The 24,503-nt window shown below is 45.0% G+C and carries 17 protein-coding genes; 9 read left to right on the plus strand and 8 right to left on the minus strand.

Features of this window, described 5'->3' with window-relative positions:
• The first annotated feature begins 23 nt into the window (after nucleotides 1-23).
• The 3 genes from NJD71_RS02385 to NJD71_RS02395 all read left to right on the plus strand — a co-directional run bounded on the left by NJD71_RS02385 (nucleotide 24) and on the right by NJD71_RS02395 (nucleotide 5,978).
• On the plus strand, nucleotides 24-1,319 hold the full coding sequence (locus NJD71_RS02385; RefSeq protein ID WP_319050325.1) for an NCS2 family permease: 1,296 nt from the start codon (nucleotides 24-26) through the stop codon (nucleotides 1,317-1,319).
• Nucleotides 1,320-2,010: 691 nt separating this feature from the next.
• Entirely contained in the window at nucleotides 2,011-5,274 is a 3,264-nt protein-coding gene (gene putA, locus NJD71_RS02390) for a bifunctional proline dehydrogenase/L-glutamate gamma-semialdehyde dehydrogenase PutA (RefSeq protein ID WP_319050326.1), read from the plus strand.
• An 11-nt stretch (nucleotides 5,275-5,285) separates the two neighbouring features.
• Nucleotides 5,286-5,978: a 1-pyrroline-5-carboxylate dehydrogenase gene (locus NJD71_RS02395; protein ID WP_319050327.1), complete on the plus strand. Its 693-nt coding sequence runs from the start codon at nucleotides 5,286-5,288 to the stop codon at nucleotides 5,976-5,978.
• A gap of 204 nt (nucleotides 5,979-6,182) precedes the next feature.
• Here the strand turns inward: NJD71_RS02395 and NJD71_RS02400 are convergent, their stop codons facing one another.
• A complete protein-coding gene (locus NJD71_RS02400) occupies nucleotides 6,183-7,355 on the minus strand; it encodes a cupin domain-containing protein (RefSeq protein WP_319050328.1) in 1,173 nt (390 codons plus the stop codon).
• Between the two features lie 130 nt (nucleotides 7,356-7,485).
• Between NJD71_RS02400 and NJD71_RS02405 the strand changes: the two genes are divergently transcribed.
• A complete protein-coding gene (locus tag NJD71_RS02405; RefSeq protein WP_319050329.1) occupies nucleotides 7,486-7,671 on the plus strand; it encodes an NF038104 family lipoprotein in 186 nt (61 codons plus the stop codon).
• A gap of 172 nt (nucleotides 7,672-7,843) precedes the next feature.
• Here NJD71_RS02405 and purB read toward each other — a convergent pair whose 3' ends face one another.
• Both purB and mnmA read right to left on the minus strand, forming a co-directional pair.
• The gene (gene purB, locus NJD71_RS02410; RefSeq protein WP_319050330.1) at nucleotides 7,844-9,235 is read right to left on the minus strand and encodes an adenylosuccinate lyase; all 1,392 of its coding nucleotides are present in this window, start codon (nucleotides 9,233-9,235) and stop codon (nucleotides 7,844-7,846) included.
• Between the two features lie 247 nt (nucleotides 9,236-9,482).
• Nucleotides 9,483-10,595 (minus strand): tRNA 2-thiouridine(34) synthase MnmA, encoded by a 1,113-nt coding sequence (gene mnmA, locus NJD71_RS02415; protein WP_442967640.1) that lies wholly within the window; start codon nucleotides 10,593-10,595, stop codon nucleotides 9,483-9,485.
• A 368-nt stretch (nucleotides 10,596-10,963) separates the two neighbouring features.
• Here mnmA and ispF point away from each other — a divergent pair, with 368 nt between their 5' ends.
• From ispF to NJD71_RS02440, 5 genes are all read left to right on the plus strand, one after another.
• The gene (gene ispF / locus NJD71_RS02420; protein ID WP_319050332.1) at nucleotides 10,964-11,470 is read left to right on the plus strand and encodes a 2-C-methyl-D-erythritol 2,4-cyclodiphosphate synthase; all 507 of its coding nucleotides are present in this window, start codon (nucleotides 10,964-10,966) and stop codon (nucleotides 11,468-11,470) included.
• Nucleotides 11,471-11,639: 169 nt separating this feature from the next.
• Nucleotides 11,640-11,990 (plus strand): Grx4 family monothiol glutaredoxin, encoded by a 351-nt coding sequence (grxD, locus tag NJD71_RS02425; protein ID WP_193012410.1) that lies wholly within the window; start codon nucleotides 11,640-11,642, stop codon nucleotides 11,988-11,990.
• A gap of 230 nt (nucleotides 11,991-12,220) precedes the next feature.
• Nucleotides 12,221-12,760, plus strand: coding sequence for a hypothetical protein (locus NJD71_RS02430; RefSeq protein ID WP_319050333.1), 540 nt, complete (start codon nucleotides 12,221-12,223; stop codon nucleotides 12,758-12,760).
• A gap of 302 nt (nucleotides 12,761-13,062) precedes the next feature.
• A complete protein-coding gene (mnmG, locus tag NJD71_RS02435) occupies nucleotides 13,063-14,958 on the plus strand; it encodes a tRNA uridine-5-carboxymethylaminomethyl(34) synthesis enzyme MnmG (RefSeq protein ID WP_319050334.1) in 1,896 nt (631 codons plus the stop codon).
• A gap of 279 nt (nucleotides 14,959-15,237) precedes the next feature.
• The gene (locus NJD71_RS02440; protein WP_319050335.1) at nucleotides 15,238-16,197 is read left to right on the plus strand and encodes an AEC family transporter; all 960 of its coding nucleotides are present in this window, start codon (nucleotides 15,238-15,240) and stop codon (nucleotides 16,195-16,197) included.
• A 111-nt stretch (nucleotides 16,198-16,308) separates the two neighbouring features.
• On the opposite strand, the gene NJD71_RS02445 is transcribed toward NJD71_RS02440, so the two are convergent.
• The 5 genes from NJD71_RS02445 to katG form a co-directional block, all read right to left on the minus strand.
• Nucleotides 16,309-16,482 carry a hypothetical protein gene (locus tag NJD71_RS02445; protein ID WP_319050336.1) on the minus strand — a complete coding sequence of 58 codons (174 nt, stop codon included), beginning with the start codon at nucleotides 16,480-16,482 and terminating at the stop codon, nucleotides 16,309-16,311.
• Nucleotides 16,483-16,531: 49 nt separating this feature from the next.
• Complete coding sequence (locus tag NJD71_RS02450) at nucleotides 16,532-17,533, minus strand: LLM class flavin-dependent oxidoreductase (protein WP_319050337.1); 1,002 nt, start codon at nucleotides 17,531-17,533, stop codon at nucleotides 16,532-16,534.
• 352 nt (nucleotides 17,534-17,885) lie between these two features.
• Nucleotides 17,886-20,417, minus strand: coding sequence for a membrane-bound PQQ-dependent dehydrogenase, glucose/quinate/shikimate family (locus NJD71_RS02455; protein WP_319050338.1), 2,532 nt, complete (start codon nucleotides 20,415-20,417; stop codon nucleotides 17,886-17,888).
• A 231-nt stretch (nucleotides 20,418-20,648) separates the two neighbouring features.
• The gene (locus NJD71_RS02460) at nucleotides 20,649-21,578 is read right to left on the minus strand and encodes a LysR substrate-binding domain-containing protein (protein WP_319050339.1); all 930 of its coding nucleotides are present in this window, start codon (nucleotides 21,576-21,578) and stop codon (nucleotides 20,649-20,651) included.
• A 430-nt stretch (nucleotides 21,579-22,008) separates the two neighbouring features.
• Nucleotides 22,009-24,201: a catalase/peroxidase HPI gene (gene katG, locus NJD71_RS02465; RefSeq protein ID WP_319050437.1), complete on the minus strand. Its 2,193-nt coding sequence runs from the start codon at nucleotides 24,199-24,201 to the stop codon at nucleotides 22,009-22,011.
• Nucleotides 24,202-24,503: the final 302 nt, after the last annotated feature.

Genomic DNA, 24,503 nt, shown 5'->3' on the forward strand with positions numbered 1-24,503 from the left:
TTGGCCAGTCGGGGGCGACACTTATGAATGCAATTGAACGCTATTTTGGGATCAACGGTGAGAATACCACGATCAAAACAGAAATCATCGCTGGTATAACCACGTTTTTGACGATGGCATATATCATCTTTGTGAACCCAAATGTTTTAGCTGATGCGGGGATGGATAAAGGGGCAGTATTTGTAGCGACTTGTGTGGCTGCAGCGATAGGTTGTTTTATCATGGGCATATATGCCCGACTACCAGTAGCGTTAGCACCAGGAATGGGGCTCAACGCTTTTTTCACCTATGGGGTTGTGCTAGGCATGGGCTATGCATGGCAAACAGCGCTAGGTGCGGTGTTCTTGTCGGGTTGTATCTTTGTACTGTTAAGCTTATTCAAGATCCGTGAAGCGATTATTAATGCGATTCCAAACTCTCTCAAAAACGGCGTAGTCGCTGGTATTGGTGCATTCTTAGCTTTCATTGCTCTACAGAGCGCTGGCATTATTGTCAATCATGATGCAACCTTGGTTGGTCTTGGTGACATGACGTCATTTGGACCTGTTATGGCCTCATTGGGTTTTGTGGTTATTATCGGCTTGTCTTACAAAAAAGTACCAGGCGCGGTTACCATCGGTATTTTATTGGTTGCTCTGATTAGCTTACTAATGGGCTATACACAGTTCACGGGTATTATCTCTACGCCACCTTCAGTCGCACCAACGCTCATGCAGCTTGATATTGCAGGTGCGTTCGATGTGGGTATGATCAGTGTGATTTTTGCTTTCTTGTTTGTCGATTTATTTGATACTGCGGGTACTTTGATTGCAACCACTAGCCAAGCCAAGCTGACCGACAAAGACGGCAACATTCCTAATATGGGCAAAGCACTATTGGCTGATTCGTCAGCGACAGTAGCAGGCTCTTTGCTGGGTACGTCATCGACGACCAGTTATATTGAGAGTATCTCCGGTATTGCCTCAGGTGGCCGTACGGGCTTAATGGCAGTGACTGTTGGTGTGCTATTTTTATTCAGTATCTTCTTCTCGCCACTAGCAGGTATGATCCCAGCGTATGCAACGGCTGGTGCAATCTTCTATGTTGCTGTACTGATGATGGGCACTCTAAAAGACATCAACTGGAGCGATTTAACAGAAGCGGCGCCTGTAGTCGTCGTGTTGTTATTTACACCGCTGACATATTCTATCGCTGATGGTATTGCACTAGGTTTCATTACCTTTACTGCGGTAAAAGCTATCGCAGGCAAGTTCTCTGATATCAGCATCGCGGTATGGCTTTTGACTATTATACTACTGGTTAAGATTGTCTTCTTGTAAGATATAACCAAACATTAGCTAGTATCTAAAAAGCAAACCCTCTTTATCATTGAATGATAAAGAGGGTTTTTCTTTGTCAGTAATGTAGATCTACAGCTTCAGCTTTCACCCTTACATTTTGGGCTTTTTTGCTGGCTTTTGACATGCCAAAAAACAGGCAATAGTAAACAGAAATATATAACCAAAGCGTCATAGTCAATAAATTGCTTGTAAGCTATTGTTATTTATATATATTAATTTATGAAATTAAGAAAAATTCGTTAGTTTGAAATTTTTTTTCATGATATTATACCTCCGTTAAGCGCATCACCTCAATCAACGCCGTAGAGGTTTTTCTTACAGTGAATTAGCACATTTTAGATGACAGATTTAGGCTCTCTCAAGCGATATCTGGTCATTACACTCCTTTCACTACTAACAAGAAGAAGGCACTAATGCCGCTTAATTTTTCGTTGTTGCCTTTGTATTGTTAACGTAGCCCGTTTAACAGTCGAACGACCTACTTAACCGTCTCCAGCATGTGCTGGATTTTCTAGTTTTGTGATGGCGCCGTTTGGTCTTTTGATTATTGCTGTGAATATCCGTCAATAACCTCTATTTTTTGATAGCGGTTACGAGCAGTTATACAGGACGATCAGACTTCCTAAAGCACCATTTATTATGGTTTTTAAACGATAGTTATGGAGTTGTTATGAACCCAGTAGACCAGTTTACCCCGCAAGAGCCGATTTTGTTCAATCCTGTTGATTTGCTGTCGCCTGAGTACCTTGCGCAGTCAGCAGCAGAGCTACATAAGCGTATTTCGCCATTATATAGCGTTGATGAAGAACGTTGGTTGTCTGATTTATTGCCACTTGCCAAGCCTAGTATAGAAGAGCGCGATGCTGCTGCTGAGCAGACACGCAAGCTGGTTGAGCATGTGCGTAACGATGGCAAAGCCGTCAAGATGGTTGACTCATTACTGCTTGAGTATAGCCTTGATACCCAAGAAGGTATCTTGCTCATGAGTTTGGCAGAAGCATTGATTCGTGTACCAGATAATTACACGGCTGATGCGCTGATCCATGACAAAATGAGTGTTGCTGATTGGAAAAAGCACATCAAAAACGACAATGGCTTTATGGTCAATGCTTCTACATGGGGCATGATGATGACAGGCCGTGTTGTCAGTATCGATAGCAGCACCACTGCATCAGGCTTCTTGGATCGCATGACCAAAAAGATGGGTGAGCCTGTAATTCGTAGTGCCATGCAAAAAGCCATGCGTATCATGGGTCATCAGTTTGTATTGGGTGAGACTATCGAAGACGCCAACAAAAACAGCCAACCATATCGTAACAGAGGCTATACCTATTCGTTCGATATGTTGGGCGAGGCGGCGATCACGCACAAAGACGCTGAAAAGTACTTCAATGACTACCTGCATGCGATCAGAGCAACGGCTAATGTTAAAGTCAAAGAAGGCATGCCTAAGCCGTCTGTTTCTATCAAGTTGTCAGCACTGCATCCTCGCTATGAAGCCACGCAAGAAGCTCAAGTTATGGGGCTATTGCGTCAGCGTTGCCTGCTATTGATTGAAGCGGCACGTGAAGTCAATGTCGATATCAGTATTGATGCTGAAGAAGCAGATCGCCTTGAGATTTCTCTAAAACTGTTTGAGTCTTTGTACCGTGATAATTTAACGGCGGACTGGGATGGTTTGGGTATCGTTGTACAAGGGTACTCTAAGCGTGCTATCGCTGTATTGGCCTGGCTTGCTCGTATATCAAGTGAAGTAGGCGACCGCATTCCAGTACGTCTGGTAAAAGGCGCTTACTGGGATACTGAGATCAAACTTGCTCAGCAAAAAGGTCTATCAGGCTATCCAGTATGGACACGCAAAGAAGGTACGGATACCGCATACCTTGCTTGTGCGCGTTTCTTATTGTCAGAGCAACTACGTGGTCTTATCTGGCCACAGTTTGCCACGCATAATGCCCATACATTGTCGTCAATCATGACCATGAGCGCGCACAGAGACTTTGAGTTCCAACGTCTGCACGGTATGGGTGATGCGCTGTATGATCATATCTTGCAAGCTTATGAGATCCCTGTGCGTATCTATGCACCAGTTGGCGCGCACAAAGACTTGCTACCATATTTGGTACGTCGTTTGTTAGAGAACGGTGCCAACAGCTCGTTTGTCCATCAGTTATTAGACAAGTCGTATCCGATTGAAAAGCTAACCGTACATCCGTACGACAAGCTACTTGCTAATGCCACCTTGCACAATCCAGATATCCCGTTACCACTAGAGATTTATGGTGAGCGACGTGCAAGCTTTGGCCCTAATATATTTGTTGAGTCGCAATGGCTGCCGTTCAAATCAGCTATTGATAGTCATCTAAATAACAAATGGTCAGCAACACCTATCATCAATGGTCAAGCAGTTAATGAGTATGAAGTAGATGGTGTCACCCATCAGCTAAATGCACAGACTGTACTTGCGCCTTGGAACCACGATGTAAGCGCTGGTGAAGTCAAATATGCCAATGCAGCATTGGCTCGTCAAGCGATTGATGTGGCTGTTGCTGGACAAAGCATGTGGCAAAACGTGAAGGTCGCTGAGCGTGCTGCTATCTTGCGTAAGATTGGTGAGCTATTTGAAGAAAACTATGCTGAGCTGATGGCACTATGCCAAGTCGAAGCAGGCAAGACCATGCAAGACAGCATCGATGAAATCAAAGAAGCCGTTGATTTCTGCCGTTTTTATGCGGATGAAGCAGAGCGATTAGACGATGTTGTACATGAGTTTACCGATTTGTCTGGTAAGCAATCTCGTCAAGTGTATAAGCCACGTGGCACCTTTGTTTGTATCAGTCCATGGAACTTCCCACTAGCGATTTACACAGGTCAAATCGTAGCGGCACTAGCAGCAGGTAATACTGTCGTGGCTAAGCCTGCCGAACAAACCAGCTTGATTGCTCACTTCGGTGCTCAGTTAATGTATCAAGCAGGCGTACCAGCCGAAGCGCTACAGCTAGTTACTGGTGCAGGTGATGTGGGCGGCGCATTGACAGCTGCTGACAATATATCAGGGGTGATATTTACAGGTTCGACGCAAACTGCTCAGCGTATTAACCAAAGCTTGAATGATCATGCACAAGCCAGCGGTGAGCTGCCTGTCTTTATCGCTGAGACTGGCGGTCAGAACGCTATGATTGTCGATTCAACAGCATTGCCAGAGCAAGTCGTGAGAGATGCAGTACTATCAGCATTTGGCTCAGCAGGCCAGCGTTGTTCAGCTTGTCGCATATTGTGTGTACAAGAGGAGATGGCTGATGATTTGATCGAGCTACTACAAGGCAATATGGCTGAGCTGTCTGTAGGCAACCCTCTATATGCTGCGACAGACGTTGGTCCAGTTATTGATGCTGACGCTAAGCATGGTTTGGAGGCGCATATTGCGCGTATGGATGCTGAACCGACAGCAAACATTTTGGCGCAAACGCCAATGAGCTCAAGCTCAGTGGTCAGCCAAGAGAAATCTACCTTTGTACTGCCTACAGCGATTGAAGTAAACAGTATCGATGTGATTGGCGGTGAGCATTTTGGTCCCATTCTGCATGTGCTGCGTTATCAAGCTCGTGATTTGAATAAGCTGATTGATGCCATCAACAACACAGGCTTTGGTCTGACGTTGGGTATCCATAGCCGTATCGAAAACACGGTTGAGCACATTGAGCGTCGTGCTTTTGTCGGAAATACCTACATCAACCGTAACCAAATCGGTGCGGTTGTAAACGTCCAGCCATTTGGCGGTTGTGGTTTATCTGGTACGGGTCCAAAAGCTGGCGGGCCGCACTATGTTGCGCGTCTGATGCAGCTCAAATCAGAGTCAGTTAATGCCGCACAACCAGCTGCTGACATGACAGCGACCACCACTCAATCTACCACTCAAACAGAACTCGCATAAGGAGTAGCAACATGGCGACTGAATTCAAAAAAAATCATGCCCAGGTTTGTGAATCTTGGCGACTACTTGGTGCAGTCAATCGCGCAACGTACCTGCAAGCGGCAGTGTCAAAGCTGGCGCTGCTCACTGGTGATGCTAATAAAGCAAAGCGCTTGTTCAATCATTTATTGAGTGCGGCTCCTAGTCTAGATGAGACGCACCGCATGACGGGTGCAACTGGCGAGTCAAACGACTTGTATGTGACTGGCCGTGGTAAAACCATGGTCATCGGCGGTGAGTCTGCTAGAGCCATGGCCGTACTAGGGCAACTTATCGCTGCGCTACTGACAGGTAATGAAGTCATACTACATTGCCCAAGCCAAGATGACATGTGTAGCGAAGCGGCCAAGATACTACATGATACTGGTATCAGCGAAGATGTACTGAGCGTTGCTAACGACTCACAAACGGTCACGCTTTTATATATCGACCGTCTTGCGCAAGTGGCAGTGTCTGGTAGTCACAGCGAAGTACAGGCGATCAGTCAAGAGCTTGCCAATACTGACGGTATTTTGACCCAAGTCATCAGCGTCACTGATATGGAAGGCCTATCAGAGATGCTGACACCTGACTACTTGCATCGGTTTGTCACTGAGCGTGTTAAGACTATCAATACCACAGCAATCGGTGGTAACGCGAGCTTGCTTGAGCTGGGTACAGAGTAGAGTAGTTGCATTAATTACGAATCCGCTTAGCTTTTATAGTAACTATTCATAATAGCAATCTTCACAAAGGCTAAGCGGTGTTTGGTAGCCCTATTAAGTACCAAACCAGTGATTGTATAAGATATATAAGAAAAAACCGCTATCTGAGTAATTATCAGATAGCGGTTTTTTTGCGTTATTTAACTGAAACTTTATTACTGAGTATTATTCAGCAATATCCACCCATACCCAGCCGTTCTCTAGCCATTCGCTCAAATCATCTGCATCGATACCCGTCACGTCGCTATGTTGCAGTGTTTCACCATTGGCCAAGCGTACCAGTACTGATATTGCCACTTCATCAAGCCCATCGATACGTTGACCGTTGGCATACAGCACGGTGCTATCATTGGTCTGGCTATAGAGGATGCGATTGCTATAGTCTGCTTGTAATGTGGCACCTTCTGATAGCGCTTGCATGAGCTCATCGGTATCTAACGTTTCTTCTGGCATCAGCGCATCATATTGACGCTTACTGACCACCTCCGAGACTGCTTGACGAATCATGTCGTCACCGCGACTAGATTGTAGCATCTCTAGCAACTGCGCTTTGATAGCAGCGATACTATCCGTTTGCAGCTCACCTGAGTTCTGTAGTGCTTGTGGCAGTAGCATCGGGACAAACAAGCTGCTGTCATTGGTCGCAATATCTGCCACGCTATCGATAATTTGCATCAGGTTTGGACGGCGGCACCCAAAAGAAAAAGTCAGACAATCGTCTTGTGCCACACCGAAATGTGATAATTTAGGTGGTACATAAAGCACGTCACCTGCTTCTAGTACCTCATCAAAGATAATCTCGCCCATATCATCAAATAATCGCAAAGGCTCATCAGCAACAAACGCTGTTCGCTCATCACAGAACTTACCTAATTGCCAACGTCTAGAGCCATAGCCTTGCGCCAAAAACACATCATAGTCGTCATAATGCTTACCGACCGACCCACCTTGTGGAGCATAAGACACCATAATATCATCCCGCTGCCATTGCGGAATAAAATCAAACGCTTGCCACAGCTGACCCAGCTCTGGTGACCATTGTTCGAGATTTTGTACCAATACCGTCCATTGCTCTGGTAAGTCTTCAAAGTCAGTCTCAGCTAGTGGGCTTTTTTTGAGCTGCCACTGCGCTTGACCTTCTTTTTTACTGGCTGCTTGAGTTAGTAGGCGTGCGCTAGCGTCTTCTTCAAGGGCAAGACCGATCATGTCATCGGGCTCAAACATGTCAATCAGTTGCGACAACCCTTGCTTAATAAGCAGTGGCTTTTTTTGCCAGTATTCTGCTAGAAACTGCTCAGGCGTTATAGTGTCAGGTAGACAAAGCGGAATAGAAGTCATTGATAAATCCATATTTTAAATACGTACAATATTAATAATAAGGGACGCTTTATAGGAAGGTTTTAATAGTCTATGATTATGGTCTATCTGATGGTTATCATCAGAGTAGCCACTAAATCGTAGGAAAGTTATGAAAAAATTGCACTTGATCGCAATCATCGTTAGCGTGTTTTTGCTACAAGCCTGTGTCCACAAAATCGTCACGGTGCCCGCTAAAGTTGCTTATAAAACCACCAAAGGCGTGGTAAAAGGGACAGTAGCGGTTGGCAAGGCCATCATACCAGGCGACAGTGATGACGATGATGACAAAAAATAAAACCTCACTTATCAACTATGAATTTTAAATCAATATCATAGCATTCAAAGTAAGGCTGTTGTGTGGTCACAAAACCAGTAAGACATTAGCTGAACCAGACAATACTAGTATCGAAATAAGAGCGCGTAAATTATTTTACACGCTCTTATTTTTTGGTATCCGCTTACTGCTATTAAAGCTTGGCAATCCATTCTTTAATAGTGCGCGCTTGTTCAGCGGCATTACCGATATAAGTGGCTGGCGTCAATGCGCGTAGACTTGCTTTGTCAGCATCACTAACTGCCGATAGCTCATCACTTTCGACAAACGTCAGCATCGCTTCGCGAGTCATAGCATTACCACGAGTTAAAGCTTTTAGCTTCTCGTATGGGTTTTCAACGCGGTAGCGACGCATGACCGTTTGAATCGGCTCTGCCAACACTTCTTGCGCTTGATTCAAATCATCATTCAAACGCTGCGCATTCAATTCAAGTTTACCAACGCCTTTTAGGCACGCATCAAATGCAATCATGCTTTGTGCTAGGCCAACACCAATATTACGCAATACCGTTGAGTCCGATAGATCGCGCTGCATACGTGAAATTGGTAGTTTTTCACCTAAGTGTCCCAACATAGCATTGGCAACGCCCAAGTTACCTTCAGAGTTTTCAAAGTCAATTGGGTTAACCTTGTGCGGCATGGTAGAAGATCCAACTTCACCATCTTTTAGACGCTGTTTAAAATAGCCTAAGCTAATGTACTGCCAGATATCGCGGTTAAAGTCGATCAAGATTGTGTTGAAGCGTTTAACAGCGTCAAAAAGCTCAGCAATATAATCATGCGGCTCAATCTGAGTCGTATAAGGGTTAAAGGTCAGCTCTAGACGCTGATTGATGAAGGCTTCAGCATGGCTCTGCCAGTCGACGTCAGGGTACGCTGAAAAATGCGCATTATAGTTACCAACGGCACCGTTTATTTTACCAAGTAGCTCTACTTGACCGATTTGCTTGATTTGACGAGCAAGGCGATAGGCCACGTTTGCCATCTCTTTACCAAGCGTCGTTGGACTAGCGGTCTGACCATGTGTGCGTGATAGCATTGGTTGGTCAGCATGGGTGATTGCTAAGTCAACGATGCTGTCAGTCACTTGCTGCATTTTGGCAACGACGAGCTCGCGGCTATCTTTGAGCATCAATGCGTATGATAAGTTATTGATATCTTCACTGGTACAGGCAAAGTGAATGAACTCAAGCGAATCAATTAAGGCATCCTGACCACGGAATTTGTCTTTGATAAAGTACTCAACCGCTTTTACATCATGATTGGTCGTTGCTTCGATGTCTTTGATCGCTTGAGCATCGGCTTCGCTAAAGTCATCAACAATCGCATTCAAAAAAGCATTAGTCTGTTCATCAAATGCTGCTAATTCACCAATTGCGCTGTTGTCAGCCAATGACTGCAACCAGCGAATCTCTACCGTAACACGGGCTTTGATTAGACCAAATTCAGATAAATAAGGACGTAAGCTGTCAGCCTTTGATGCGTAACGACCATCAATTGGAGAGAGAGCGGTAAGTGGGGTCATGGTTATGCCTCAGTAGTTATGAAATAAAAAACTGCAAGAGTCTGGCTAAAAATTACCATACAAAAAACGACATCGAAATCGCTGCGCGTAATATAGCAGAAATATGTTATTAAAAAAGCGGTCTATGCAAAAAAAGCGATGTTGAAGCCAGCGCGTTTTTGCTGTCTATGGCTTCGAGATATAAGGCTTCAACATCATATACGGTTTCAATATCTATGCCTCAACTAACAACATCAAAGAGAAATGTCTAAAATCCACAAGGTGCATCGATAGATTCAATCACGCCGCCGCCCAGACATACGTCATCGATATAAAATACGGCTGACTGACCAGGAGTGACGGCGCGCTGTGGCTCATCAAATATGACACGCACTTCGCTGCCATCAGTATTGGTCGCAAATACGCGACATGCTTGGTCTGGCTGGCGATAGCGAGACTTTTCCATACAGGCTAGACCTTCGTCACTAAACACATCAGCAGGCGGCAGACCATTCGTCCAATCGAGCTTATAAGCTTTTAGCTCGTTGCTCATTAACATGGGATGTTCATGCCCTTGACCAACGATTAAACGGTTTTTTTCTAAGTCTTTTGCCAATACAAACCAAGGCTCCTCAGGACGGTCTTTAACACCGCCAATACCGATGCCGCCGCGTTGACCCAGTGTGTAATACATGAGGCCGTCATGAGTACCGATGACTTTATTGTCATCAGTAAGTATCTCGCCTTTTTGAGCAGGCAGATATTGCTGTAAGAAGTCTTTAAAGCGGCGCTCACCAATAAAGCAAATACCTGTAGAGTCTTTCTTTTTAGCCGTCGCTAGGTCATGCTCTTCGGCAATTTGACGTACCACTGGCTTTTCAAGCTCACCAACTGGGAATAGCGTTTTAGCGATTTTATCGCCGCCAACCGCATGTAAGAAATAGCTTTGGTCTTTATTGTTATCAAGGCCGCGCAATAACTGGGCAACCTCGTCACCCTCGGCATTTTTGTAATTCACACTGCGGCGCGTATAGTGACCTGTAGCGATATAATCTGCACCAAGGGTCAACGCGTAGTCCAAAAACGCCTTAAACTTGATTTCCTTGTTGCACAAGATATCGGGGTTAGGGGTGCGTCCAGCCTTGTATTCTGCCAAAAAATGCTCAAAAACACGGTCCCAATATTCCATAGCAAAGTTGGCCGTGTGTAGCTTCATACCGATTTTGTCACATACGGCTTGCGCGTCTGCTAGGTCGTCCATTGCCGTACAGTATTCAGTACCATCGTCTTCTTCCCAGTTTTTCATAAACAGGCCTTCAACCTTGAAACCCGCTTGTTGAAGTAATACGGCTGACACAGAGGAGTCGACCCCACCTGACATACCAACAATCACATGTTTGGTGCTAGGGTTTTCGACGTCGGCAAGTGTCAACGGGCGATGAGCATTAAAAGACTCAGAAACGACTGCGTTTGAGGTGTTTTTTGTGGCTGACATAGAACGGCTCAACTATTTATACGTTATCCAAAGTAAATGCCGACGCCAAGAGTTATGCAATTACTATAACGTATAGTCTCAGCACAACAGTGTCAGCTTGTCTTTTGGATCTGGTATTATGATAAAATAAACGTCATATTATACCAGTTAATTTAAACTGGTGGCGACCGATGCTATCTAGCTATTGGGAAAACCACTTTGAAAATTCAGATATTCATTTTGAATTATTTTAATCACGTCTAACTCATCTTGGAATGAAAATGATAAAAATCGGTCAAGGTATTGATGTTCACGCGTTTCATAACAACGGTCAGCAGCAGCAATACGTCGTATTGGCAGGGGTGCCCATTGAGCATTCGCACAGTTTGCTGGCACACTCTGACGGCGACGTGGTTTTGCATGCCTTGGCTGACGCACTACTTGGCGCTTTAGCACTTGGTGATATTGGTCAGCATTTCCCTGATACAGACGCCGCCCATGCAGGCCTAGACTCGCGTATATTGCTACGCTACGTTTATGGCAAAGTACAAGAGGCAGGTTATAGCCTAGGCAATGCCGATATCACGGTGATGTGTGAACGGCCTAAACTGGCACCGCACAACCAAGCGATGCGCGCTAATATTGCAAGCGACTTGCAAACAGATATTAGCAATATCAGTGTGAAAGCCACTACGACGGAAAAATTGGGATTTACTGGTCGACAAGAAGGCATCATGGCCAACGCCGTGGTATTATTGGTGCCTAATGCGGTTGGTCCATAATGCTATCGAATCTAGAGCTTTTAGATTTAGTAAACAACAACTGGCTAAAACAATATGAAAGGGCGCTTGTAATATACAAGCAGTCACCCCATGTATCAGCCATATCTTCACATAATTATTTTTATATAAATAATCATTTTAATAAACCGCTTTATCAATAGGAGCTTTTATGAGTGAGCAAACCCCAAATACTGCTGCAAACGACGTTGAACAATTGATCCGTGATCAAATCCGTGACAATAAAGTCATTATCTACATGAAAGGCACGCCGCAATTTCCACAGTGTGGTTTTTCTGCACGCTCTATTGAAGTGTTGACTCAGATTGGTCGTCCATTTGCATTTGTAAACATTTTAGAAAACCCAGAAATCCGCGCAACACTCCCGAAAGTTGCTAACTGGCCAACGTTCCCACAGTTATGGATCGATGGTGAGTTGATGGGCGGATCTGACATTATTTTGCAAATGTATCAATCAGGTGAGCTAAAGCCATTGGTTGAAGCAAACAGCCCTGCTGCTTAATACTTGAGAGTGTTGGTTGGATGTCTTTGATGTCCAATTAGCCTTTGCAAGATATGAGCATAGCAAACCCAGATAGCTATTAATGGCTATTTGGGTTTTTTTGTTGTCCCCATTAGTATTCTCACGCGCCTATATCATTAGGCTTCGTTGTTTTTATAGTATCTACCCCCATATAGTGTCCAAGATATTAGCGATATAAATAATAATTACTATACGAGTAAGAGAGCTTTATGAATAACAAAACCAATGAACAGTTAAACGAGCAAAAAGAAGCGGCTGAGCAGGCGGCGATTGAAAAACGTCGCGCGCGTCTAAAAAACGAATCTACGCGTATCATTGAGATTGCTAGTAATGAGACAAACTCAGCACTCAAGTGTATTCACCAGCTGAGTGTGGCAGGCGGTGCGACAGAAGCGACCTATATCGCTATCGAGCAGCGCGTCGTTGCAGATCAAGATACGGCAGGTGCTTATCATTTGGCATTATTGGCACAAAATACTCCTGATCTACCTATTGATGCGCGCCAGCTGATCGAGTTGGTGGTTAATAAGGGTGACAACGACCAGCGCTTAGCATTGCTTAAGAATTTACCATTACCACCAGTCGAGCTCATCAAAGAGCAGATCTTAGCAAGTGATGATGGTGATGCCATTGGTCAAATGAATGCCTATTTGCAGATCAACCCAGAAGGGTATGGTAGCCACCATATGTTGTCTAGTGGTCAATCAGATCAAATAGTACCGCTGAGCCGTGGTAACGGTAATGGCTAAGATATCATCATAAACTAAAAAGCTAACCGCTAAAGTGATGGTAGCTGCACCAGTAATGACGGTGTTACTGTCAACATCGTCATTATTGGTATAAATATCTTTGCGCTTAATTATAATAGTTTTTGTCCTAGCGTTTTTTAAGCGTCAAAAAATTGTTATAATGACAGGTTATCTAACCAATTATGAACGACTTATCTGAGTCGTTATCTTTTTTATAAATACGACTGACGTTTATTTGCCGACTACCATGTTATTCAATGAAATGTGGTACCAAGCAGCGTTATGAGTCAAGTGAGGCAAACATGCAATACCCAAAACATTATGACGTGATAGTGATCGGCGGTGGTCATGCTGGCACAGAAGCTGCTCTAGCGGCTGCACGTATGGGCGCACAGACCTTATTGTTGACGCATAATATTGAGACGCTCGGGCAGATGAGTTGTAATCCTGCGATTGGCGGTATTGGTAAATCGCATCTGGTGCGTGAGATTGATGCGTTGGGCGGTGCAATGGCGCTGGCAACGGACAAAGCAGGTATCCAGTTCCGCGTACTAAACAGCCGTAAAGGGGCTGCCGTTCGTGCCACGCGTGCGCAAGCAGACCGTATTCTGTATAAAGCGGCGATTCGCCATACATTAGAAAACCAGCCGAACTTAGATATATTTCAGCAAGCCGCTGACGATATCTTGGTAGAGAATGGCCGTGCGACAGCGGTTGTGACATCTACAGGTATTGTCTTTAAGACTGAAACAGTGGTATTGACCTCAGGAACTTTCTTGGGCGGCGTCATTCATATTGGTATGGAAAACTCAAAGGGTGGCCGTGCAGGGGATCAGCCGTCTATCAAACTTGCAGATCGACTGCGTGAGCTTAAGCTACCAGTAGGTCGTCTAAAAACAGGCACACCAGCGCGTATCGATGCCCGTAGTGTTGATTTTAGCGTGATGACGGTACAGCCGGGTGATACGCCGCTGCCAGTCATGAGCTATATGGGTGATGTCTCTATGCATCCTGAACAGGTCAATTGCTATATCACCCATACCAATGCGCGTACTCATGACATCATCCGTGAAAATCTCGACCGCTCACCGATGTTCTCTGGAAAAATCGAAGGCGTGGGCCCGCGTTATTGCCCATCGATTGAAGACAAAATCCATCGTTTTGCGGATAAAGACAGCCATCAGATCTTTATCGAGCCTGAAGGTCTCACCACGCATGAGCTATATCCAAATGGTATCTCGACCAGTTTGCCGTTTGATGTGCAACTGGAATTTATTCATAGTATGAAAGGACTAGAAAACGCCCATATTACTCGTCCAGGCTATGCAATTGAATATGATTATTTTGATCCGCAGAACTTAAAACCAACGCTTGAGACCAAATCGATTGATCGTTTGTACTTTGCTGGTCAAATTAATGGTACGACGGGCTATGAGGAAGCGGGCGTACAGGGTCTACTAGCAGGTACTAATGCAGCATTGGTCACCACTAATAACAGCGAGTTTGACACCTGGACACCGCGCCGTGATGAGGCTTATCTTGGTGTGCTTGTCGATGACTTGATTACGCACGGTACGACCGAGCCATATCGTATGTTTACGAGCCGTGCAGAGTATCGTCTATTGCTACGTGAAGACAATGCCGATCAGCGTTTAACTGAGACAGGTCGTAAGCTAGGACTGGTAGATGATGTGCGCTGGCAGGCCTATCAAGAGAAAATGGAAGCCATTTCGACAGAAACCTCGCGTCTAAAAGACATGTGGGCAACGCCTAGTAATGCATTAGGTAAGCAAGTGACTGAGCAAACAGGTGAGGTGCTGTCTAAAGAATCGACAGCCTTTGATTTGCTGAAGCGTCCGCAGATTCACTTTGCGGATATCGCTGCTATTACTGATTCAACCGTTGATGCACAAGTGGGCGAGCAGATCGAGATTTCTGTGAAATACGCAGGCTATATCGACCGTCAGCAGGAAGACATCGATCAAATGAAGCGACTAGAAAACACAGCGCTACCGCTAGATTTTGATTATAGCGTCGTCTCAGGTCTATCAAACGAGATCGTACAGAAACTCACGCAAGTGCGTCCTGCAACGCTTGCTCAGGCTGGGCGAGTCAGCGGCGTGACACCTGCTGCTATACAGCTATTGGCGATGACGGTCAAAAAACATAAGAAAGCAAAGGCTGCATTGGACTCATAGCTGTATTGGACTCACAATAGGTATGTAATAAAGCCTTTTATAATAAAGCACTTATCGTATAAGAAGCCTGTAATGACACTTCGTTACAGGCTTTTGTTTGCCAAAATATATGTCATTTTGATAAGAAAGAAGTATGTGAGCTTGTTTTACTATCTACTTTATCTCTATACTAGGTCACCGAAACTAGGCTGCCGAAATCACCGAACCTCATTAATATTTACTAATTTATCTTGCTGATGCCTATATGATAATGGGCTTATCAGCAAACTGAGCTTATTTATGATCGATGCTGTTATTTTTGCGATTACCATTGTCTTTCCCAACCTTGCACTGATGTGGTTGGGTTTTTTTATGCAAAGGCGAGGTGAGACCAGCCAAACTTTTATCGATCAAGCATCAAGTTTTGTCTTTAACTACTGCTTGCCGTGCTTGTTGTTCTTTAGCGTGGTCGATAGTAATGTCGACTATGGTCAGCAAATTAAGCTAATCTTCATTGGTATCTTGGTAACCTTTGTTTTGTTTATTGGCGCAGAGCTTTATGCCAAGCGGTTTGTCAAACGTCCTGAAGATCAAGGCGTGTTCGTACAGGGTATTTTCCGTAGTAATATGGCAATTATTGGTCTTGCAACGGTTGCCAACGCTTATGGCGCGCAAGGTTTAAGTATCGGCGCTGTCTATATGGGCGTGGTGACGATACTGTTCAATATTTTAGCGGTCATTACCTTGAGCCGTGTTTCAAAAAGTATAGATGATACCTTGATCAGTCGTAGTATTATGATCATCAAAAAAGTATTCACTAATCCGCTTATCTTGGCATTGTTATCAGCATTTGCATATAAAGCACTGCCATTGCCACCACTGACAGGTGTGATACATACAACAGGTGACTTATTGGCAGCGGTCGCATTACCCTTAGCATTGATTTGCGCTGGTGCGAGCATTGATCTGAAATCAATGCTGAGTGCGTCAGGATTGTCCATGCAGGCTAGTATTGGACGCATTGTTGTTGCACCATTGGTAGCTGTCGCGATTGGACTGGCATTTGGCTTGTCAGGTGTGCACATGGGCGTGTTATTCTTGATGGTAGCGTCACCAACAGCAGCAGCCAGTTATGTGATGGCAAAAGCGATGGGTGGCAATGACATACTGGCGGCAAATATTTTAGCGTTTACTACGGTCGTTGGCATGTTCGGAATGGCGTTTGGGGCGGCAGCGCTGCGTGCGCTTGGCTTGATGTAGTATTTATTTTATTAAGGACATCGGTTACATTCAAATTAACAGCATTACTGAGTGTTGACATATCTTTGAGCCAAAAAAAGCCCTTTTTCTTATTTGAGAAAGGGCTTTTCGTTATCGATTTAAATTGTCTCGATTACGCTTATCTTCCCGGCGCTGTTTGCGTTTAGGGCTAGTACGATAGGTTAGGTATGCAAAAATAGCCAGTACTGCAAGGAGCGCCACGATATACATAAATATTGATGAGCCAATCATCAATGACGCACCAATAATGGGAGTTGCTTCCATGTCAAAGATCCAGTTTTAGGTTTATCAATGATTATGCAAGCCTGTCATTTCATTGTAAAGTAAATAAGTTTAGCTCCGATGTAAGTTCAAGTGAACGGATACGGGCGGCTTGGTCATAGATGTTGGCCGTCACAATCAGCTCATCTGGCTGGTATCTTGCCAAAAACGCAGACAATTTAGGTTTAACGGTCTCAACAGAGCCAACGAAAGACACTGATAGCGCATTGTCTACCATCATTTTTTCTGCTTGACTCCAGATACTGTCCATATCGTAAGTGGGTTTTGGCATCTGACCGGTCTCGCCGCGGCGCAACCGTACAAAGCTCTGCTGCGCTGAAGTAAAGTGATATTCAGCGGTTTCATCATCATCAGCAAGTAACAAGTTCGCAGCCAGCATCACATAAGGCTTGTCCAGATATGCAGATGGTTTGAACTGTTCACGATAGGCATCGATTGCTTGCCCAAGCATCTGCGGTGCAAAGTGCGAGGCAAACACGTAAGGCAGTCCTAAATGGGCGGCCAAAGTAGCGCCAAAAAGAGAAGAGCCCAATATCCAAATAGGAATGCCTGATTTTGCACCAGGGAATGCCTGTACAGGGCTACCGTCAGTATCATTGCCCAAAAAGTACATCAGCTCTTGCACGTCCTGCGGAAAACGCTCAGCGTCTTTCATTTGTCGGCGAAGTGCCTGAAACGTCGCCCCATCAGTACCAGGTGCCCGTCCCAGACCCAAGTCAACACGGTCGCCGTAGAGCGCTTGCAAGGTACCAAACTGCTCAGCGATCACGAGGGGTGCATGGTTAGGTAACATGACGCCGCCCGCGCCAATACGAATGCGCTTGGTTTGACTACCGATATGCGATAGAAGTACCGAGGTTGCTGCACTAGCAATACCTGGCATATTATGATGCTCTGCCATCCAATAACGATTCAAGCCAGACTTTTCTGCTTGCTGTGCGGTTTCGACGGTTTGGGCGATACCTTCAGCGATAGTATGGTCTTCAGGTACGGGTGCTAGATCTAAAAAAGATAAAGGGATGTTGTTATTCATAAATTATCCAGTAGTTTGTAAATTACTGTCTACCGATATGCTCATGATTAGTGATAGTTTCAAGTGCTGCTACTTGGTGTTAATCAATCATAACAAAGTAAGCTAACTCAGTATTTAAGTCCACTTAATAATCACTCGTTAACCATTGAGCGTGATATATAACGTTGTCATACGATATAGAGGTAGTACAAGCAATATTGCACCATCATAGAGAACAAAAAAGCAGGCAACCTAGGTTACCTGCTTTTTTTGGTTATTGATAAAATAGCCATGATATGAATCATTGGTACTTTATCAACATAACGTCCTATAGCTGAGCGGCTGTTTAGCTTAATAGCTGTTTAGGTAAATGCTACTTAGACTGGTCACCAAGTTTATAAGCCATGACGTAGTCACCAATAGTTGTACCTACTGAACCATGTCCACCAGCAACCAGTAGTACCATCTGCTCACCTTTAGAGTTCAGGTAAGTCATTGGTGTGGCCTGGCCACCCGCTGGAATACGAACATTCCACAGCACATCACCATTCTTTAGGTCATAAGCGCGGAAGTTGTTTTCGGTCGCCGCTGATAAGAACGCAACGCCGCCTTTGGTAATCATAGGTCCGCCAATACCAGGGACCCCTAATTCCAGTTTAATTGGGATAGGAGACAGATCTTGTACTGTACCGTTTTTGCGCTGATAGGCAATCTCGCCAGTCGCTAGATCAGCACCTGCTATCGTGCCCCATGGTGGCTGCTGGCAAGGGACGCCTAGTGGCGATAAGAAAGGACCTAGCTCGACTGCATAGTCTGCGCCTTCGTTTGCATTGACCCCTTGTTCGCCTTTATTGGTCTCCGCATCGCCTAGCGTTTCTCTAGGAATGAGTTTTGAGGTAAATGCCAAATACGTCGGCATACCAAACATTACGCCATTTTCAGGATCGACCGCGATACCGCCCCAGTTAAAGGTACCAAAGTTACCAGGATAGACCAAGCTGCCATTGGTTGATGGCGGTGTATAGCGACCATCATAGTTGAGCCGATTGAACTCGATACGGCACATCATTTGATCAATGAGACTCGCGCCCCACATGTCTTTTTCAGTCATCATTTCAGGCTCAAAGCTCAAACCAGAGTACGGCTGAGTCGGTGCGGCGTGCTCACCTGCTACCAGATATCCCTGCGGCGCTTCGCGTTCTTTGATCGGTACAATAGGCTCACCTGTTGCACGGTTCAAGACGTAGACGTCGCCTTGTTTGGTCGGCACGACCAACGCAGGCTGAACGCCGTCAGCAGTATCTAAGTCAAGCAACGTAGGCTGAGCAGGGGTGTCCATGTCCCAAAGGTCATGATGTACAAACTGCTGAACCCAGCGCGCTTCACCCGTTTCGATATCTAGTGCAACTACAGACGTTGCGTATTTTTCTTCAGCAGCGTTACGGTAGCTACCCAACTGATCTGGAGTACGGTTGCCCATTGGGAAGTATGCCAATCCAAGCTCTTCATCAGCACTAGCGATTGCCCATGAGTTTGGTGAGCTGGTTTTGTAAGTTTGGGCTGGATCATTGACATCGAAAGGTGCGGTGTTTTCAGGATCACCTGAATCCCAGTTCCACATGAGCTCACCAGTATTGACATCATAAGCGCGTATCACACCAGAAGGCGAGTTGACATCATAGTTGTCATTGACAGCGCCAGCTACAATAATGACGTCACCTGCAACAACTGGCGGCGAGGTAGAGTAGTAATACCCTGCCTGAGTAAATGGCATGTTATGCATCAAATCTAATGCACCATCATCACCAAAGTCTTGGCAGCGCTGTCCTGTATTTGGATCAAGTGCATATAGCTTGGCATCAGACGTCGGAATAAATATTTTGGCATCACATTGTTTAGAGGCATTGTCAAACGTATTGCCAGCAATTTTTTGAACCATCGTATCGCGAGTACCCGCTTCATTAGTCGCAGCGACATCATTAGCAATCACAGGCGTATTATCAGTGCTAGCTTGACCCGCATAGTAAGAGACGCCGCGGCATGTTTGGTGCTGACGTTGTAAATTCTCTTCTACTTGAGGGTCAAACTTCCATAGTGTCTCACCAGAGTCTGCATCTAATGCCATAACCCAGTTGTGAGGTGTACATAGGTATAGTGCATTACCGATTTTGAGCGGGGTTACCTGATAGGTGGTCTCACCGACATCGTTAGGACCTTTGACATCACCTGTCTGGATCTGCCAAGCCAGTTCTAAATCTTTGACATTATCAGTGTTGATCTGTGTCAGAGGAGAGTAGCGCTGTCCGTAGTCTGTACGACCATACGCGCTCCACTCGCCATCTGGCGTTTGCTGACCATTGGATAGTGGATCACCAAGATTGGCTGACGTTTCATCTGTACTGTCATCTTGGTTGCTTTTATCGGTCGCAGACAAATCAAGCTCGCCTAGTTTGTCAGTAGCGTTGTTTGCCAAGCTCCCAAAAGAGAGCAATGCGCCCACAACGACACTAGCGAGCAGACCCCAATAATATAGGGGACTTTTCTTAACAGAGTCTGTGGTTGGTGATGTGCTCGCGGCTACTTGAGGCTTATGTCCACGCATCTTATTAGCTACCCATGGTAATAGCATGAGCAAACCAAATATCAGTGGGAAACCAACGCGAGGTGCTAGCGCCCACCAATAAAATCCAGATTCCCATAGTGCCCACACCATGGTTGCCACGATAAAGAGGGCGTAGAGTCCGTAAGCACTCCAATGTTTTTTGAACAATAAAAAAGCTGTCGTTAACATGATAACGCCAGCGAAAAGATAGTAAGGACTACCGCCTAGAGAGAGCAGATAAGCGCCGCCGATAAGCAAAGGGGCGGCAAAAACTGCCATAATGATCGCTACGAGTTTTTCCATGAGCGGTATCACCTGTTACATAAGAGCAAATGGACATGCAGTGATCGACACCCAGTAGCCATCAAATCCTAAATCTTCAAATATTTAGGTCATTAAATGTCTAGGTGTCCAGCAATACATGCATAAATAAAAAATAAAACGTTGGATGACGTTTTAGACTCTATTTTATCATTTATGCATAAGTTCGGTAAAGGTGACGCAAGCTAGCAGTAACGGTTTGGTAGGGTTGTTTTAGTTGTTGAATTGTTTCTGACACAGTTCCATAAAGGCGCGGCCGTATTGGCGGATTTCGGCATCATCGCGTACTGCCATCCAACTGGTAAAGCGGCCAAAATGATCTACTGGTATGGCAGTTAGGTTCTGATAATGGCTGGGTTCAAACGCCATTTCTGCGATGATGCCAATCCCCAAACCCAGTCCAACATAGGTACTGATCACATCAGCATCCAAGGCCGCTAATACGATATCTGGCTCCAGACCTGCTTCTTCAAAGGTTTTATCAATGGCGCCGCGACCAGTAAAGCCGCCGTGATAGGTAACAATGGGATAGCTGGCAAGGGTAGGCAAGTCGATAGATTCTTGACTAGCAAGCTCATGATCGCTCGGTACGATAACGCGGTGCGTCCAGTCATAGTAACGGTAGCATCTGAGGTAATTGTTTTGCAGCAACGACTCGGTTGCGATACCAATATCCGCCTGACCACGAATCACCATCTGCGCGATGGTCTCAGGATCTGCCTGTTGTAAGATGAGATTTACTTTGGGAAAGCGATCTTTGAACTCTTTGACTACTTGCGGCAACACATAGCGTGCTTGTGTATGAGTGGTGGCAATCGTTAGTGTGCCTATATTGGGATTGTTAAAATCTAGACTCAAGTTTTCAATGGTACGGATTTCAGCAAAGATAGACTCGATATGAGGCATGAGTGCTGTACCCATAGTGGTCAAACCTGTCAAGCGCTTGCCTTGACGAATGAATACTTCGGTCTTTAGTTGGTTTTCGAGGGCTGCGATATGCTTAGATAAGCTCGACTGGCTCGTGTGTAGGACCGTCGCTGCTTGACTTAAGTTATAGCCATTGATCACCGTATGCCATACTGTTTCCAACTGTTTGAGCTGAATCTGCAAATGTCGCTGGTTGACCACTACGTCGATTGCCATAACCTAATCCTATTGTATAACTATATAGACCTTGTCTATGTTTGAAAGGTCTGTATATGAAAGTAAAAACATATGAATATACCGCAATAGGCTAGTGTAAAACAAACCTATTATTCTTGTATATAATAAATAGCTATCAATTTATGATAATAACGAATATAGAGGCAGTTGATGTGGTGACATAGCTCTCAACATGGGTCATGATGATTTATATTAGTAAAACGTGAATGGCTTATAAGACGGTAGTCACTCATAAAAGACAAATGTCTTATGAAGGATAAGCGGTCTATAAAGCACAAAAAATTACAGCTTTCTAGAAAATAGACTTCAAACGGGTAAATTTTCAGCACAAAAAAACAGCTACCTTCTAGAAGGTAGCTGTTCATGATTTATAGACTTGCTTGATTTTCGTTAATCCAATAAATAACGCTTACTTAGCAACATCATAGCGATCTGCATTCATCACTTTGTTCCAAGCGCTCACAAAGTCACGAACAAACTTCTCTACATTATCGTCTTGTGCGTATAGCTCAGCATAGGCACGTAAGATAGAGTTTGAGCCAAATACTAGATCGACACGGCGTGCTTGCCATTTAACCTTTCCAGTGCTGCGCTCACGCACTTCATAGTTATCAACAGTATCACTTGCTTTGTCGTCCGATTTTACAGGATGCCAAGTGTAGTTCATGTCTGTCAAGTTAACAAAGAAGTCATTGGTGAGGACACCAGCGCGTTCCGTAAAGACACCATGTTGGCTATGACCATAGTTGGTATCGAGGACTCGCATACCACCAATCAATACAACCATCTCAGGCGCTGTCAATCCCATCAACTGAGAACGATCAAGTAGCATCTCCTCAGGAGAAACGGCGTAATCTTCTTTGACCCAGTTACGATATCCATCATGTAATGGCTCTAAATCAGCAAAAGATTCAGCATCAGTCATTGATGCATCGGCATCACCGCGACCTGGTGTGAATGGAACGGTTATGTCTACACTTGCCTCTTTTGCTGCTTGCTCGATAGCCGCATTACCAGCCAACACAATTAGATCGGCCAAACTGATGTCTTTGTCAAAGTCAGCTTGAATGCGTGTCAATGTCTCAAGTACACGTTGTAGCTGCTCTGGCTCATTACCCGCCCAGTCTTTTTGAGGGGCCAAACGGATACGTGCACCGTTGGCACCGCCACGATAGTCTGAGGCACGGAATGTACGTGCGCTATCCCATGCGGTAATGATAAGTTCACGGCGGCTCAACTCACTATCTAATACCTGCGATTTTAGCGTTGCAATATCATCAGCAGTTAACTCTGCATTTCCTGCTGGGATAGGATCTTGCCAGATAAAATCTTCGCTTGGTACATCGGCACCTAAATAGCGAGCTTTAGGTCCCAAATCACGGTGAGTCAGCTTGAACCATGCTTTGGCAAATACTTCATCAAAATACTCTGGGTTGTTGTGGAATTTCTCAGAGATCTCACGATAGATAGGATCTTTAATCAACGCCATATCGGCATCAGTCATGATTGGATTGCGGCGTACACTTGGATCATGAGCATCTAATGGACGATCTTCTTCTTTGATGTCGGTTGGTTCCCACTGCCATGCCCCTGCTGGACTTTTGGTCAATGCCCAGTTTTGGTTTAATAATAGCTCAAAGTAGCCGTGATCCCACTGAGTAGGATTGGTCGTCCAGGCGCCCTCAATACCACTTGAGACCGTGTTACCTGCATTGCCGTTACCTTTAGGGTTGCGCCAGCCTAGACCTTGCTCTTTCACATCAGCGGCTTCTGGCTCATCCTCTAGGGTTGTTGCATCACCATTACCATGACATTTACCCACGGTGTGACCACCAGCTGTTAATGCCACAGTCTCTTCATCATTCATTGACATACGAGCAAAGGTCGTACGCATATCTTGAGCTGTTTTTAGTGGGTCAGGGTTGCCGTCCACACCTTCAGGGTTAACATAGATCAAGCCCATTTGTACTGCTGCTAGTGGGTTTTCGAGCGAGGTACGGTCTTCATCATTGTCGTAACGGTTCTCTGTATCTGCTAACCATTCACGCTCAGAACCCCAATAGATGTCTTTTTCTGGATGCCAAGTATCAGCGCGACCACCAGCAAAACCTATGGTTTTAAAGCCCATAGACTCATAAGCCATGTTACCTGCCAAAATCATCAAGTCAGCCCAAGACAGTTTGTTGCCGTATTTTTTCTTAATGGGCCATAATAAACGGCGCGCTTTGTCTAGGTTGACGTTATCTGGCCAGCTGTTCAATGGCGCAAAACGCTGATTACCCGTATTAGAGCCACCGCGACCATCAGCACCGCGATACGTACCAGCTGAGTGCCATGCCATGCGAATCATCAAACCGCCATAGTGTCCCCAGTCTGCTGGCCACCATTCTTGTGACTCAGTCATTAGGTTCTTTAGATCTGTTTTTACCGCTTCTAGATCAAGTTGTTTAAACGCTTCGTTATAGTCAAAATCCGCTCCCATAGGATCGGTCTTTTTGTCTTGCTGATGCAATATGTCTAAATTCAAGCTGTTTGGCCACCAATCGGTTGCAGCAGAAGCAGTAGTGGTATGAGCTTGATGTATGACAGGACAGCCACCCATGCTAGGGCGCTGCGGCGCGTGTGATTTGTCAACGTTTTCACTATGAATCGTTGGACCCTTGTTATCTCCTTGATCATAAGTGGTATTGGTTGGTGCATTGTTGCTATGATCCACAGGGCAACCAGCAGTATCCTGCGTAGCGTTTTTGTTGGTTGGGGTATTGGTCGAATCGGACATGGTAAAACTCCTGGGCTATGATAATAGAAAGAACAAACAGTTAATCGAAATAATCATTGTTTATACATAGAGCATAGCGAAGCACTGTGTATTTATAAAACTAATATATAAGAATTATAAGTTTT

Source organism: Psychrobacter sp. PP-21 (assembly GCF_033790785.1).
Lineage (GTDB): Bacteria > Pseudomonadota > Gammaproteobacteria > Pseudomonadales > Moraxellaceae > Psychrobacter.

Coding starts and splice junctions, on each gene's coding strand:
- mnmG (WP_319050334.1), top strand. CDS start 13,063: ATGCAATACCCAAAACATTATGACGTGATAGTGATCGGCGGTGGTCAT.
- NJD71_RS02450 (WP_319050337.1), bottom strand. CDS start 17,533: ATGAATAACAACATCCCTTTATCTTTTTTAGATCTAGCACCCGTACCT.
- ispF (WP_319050332.1), top strand. CDS start 10,964: ATGAAAATGATAAAAATCGGTCAAGGTATTGATGTTCACGCGTTTCAT.
- NJD71_RS02455 (WP_319050338.1), bottom strand. CDS start 20,417: ATGGAAAAACTCGTAGCGATCATTATGGCAGTTTTTGCCGCCCCTTTG.
- NJD71_RS02430 (WP_319050333.1), top strand. CDS start 12,221: ATGAATAACAAAACCAATGAACAGTTAAACGAGCAAAAAGAAGCGGCT.
- NJD71_RS02440 (WP_319050335.1), top strand. CDS start 15,238: ATGATCGATGCTGTTATTTTTGCGATTACCATTGTCTTTCCCAACCTT.
- NJD71_RS02405 (WP_319050329.1), top strand. CDS start 7,486: ATGAAAAAATTGCACTTGATCGCAATCATCGTTAGCGTGTTTTTGCTA.
- grxD (WP_193012410.1), top strand. CDS start 11,640: ATGAGTGAGCAAACCCCAAATACTGCTGCAAACGACGTTGAACAATTG.
- NJD71_RS02460 (WP_319050339.1), bottom strand. CDS start 21,578: ATGGCAATCGACGTAGTGGTCAACCAGCGACATTTGCAGATTCAGCTC.
- purB (WP_319050330.1), bottom strand. CDS start 9,235: ATGACCCCACTTACCGCTCTCTCTCCAATTGATGGTCGTTACGCATCA.
- mnmA (WP_442967640.1), bottom strand. CDS start 10,595: ATGTCAGGTGGGGTCGACTCCTCTGTGTCAGCCGTATTACTTCAACAA.
- NJD71_RS02445 (WP_319050336.1), bottom strand. CDS start 16,482: ATGGAAGCAACTCCCATTATTGGTGCGTCATTGATGATTGGCTCATCA.
- putA (WP_319050326.1), top strand. CDS start 2,011: ATGAACCCAGTAGACCAGTTTACCCCGCAAGAGCCGATTTTGTTCAAT.
- NJD71_RS02395 (WP_319050327.1), top strand. CDS start 5,286: ATGGCGACTGAATTCAAAAAAAATCATGCCCAGGTTTGTGAATCTTGG.
- NJD71_RS02385 (WP_319050325.1), top strand. CDS start 24: ATGAATGCAATTGAACGCTATTTTGGGATCAACGGTGAGAATACCACG.
- katG (WP_319050437.1), bottom strand. CDS start 24,201: ATGGGTGGCTGTCCTGTCATACATCAAGCTCATACCACTACTGCTTCT.
- NJD71_RS02400 (WP_319050328.1), bottom strand. CDS start 7,355: ATGACTTCTATTCCGCTTTGTCTACCTGACACTATAACGCCTGAGCAG.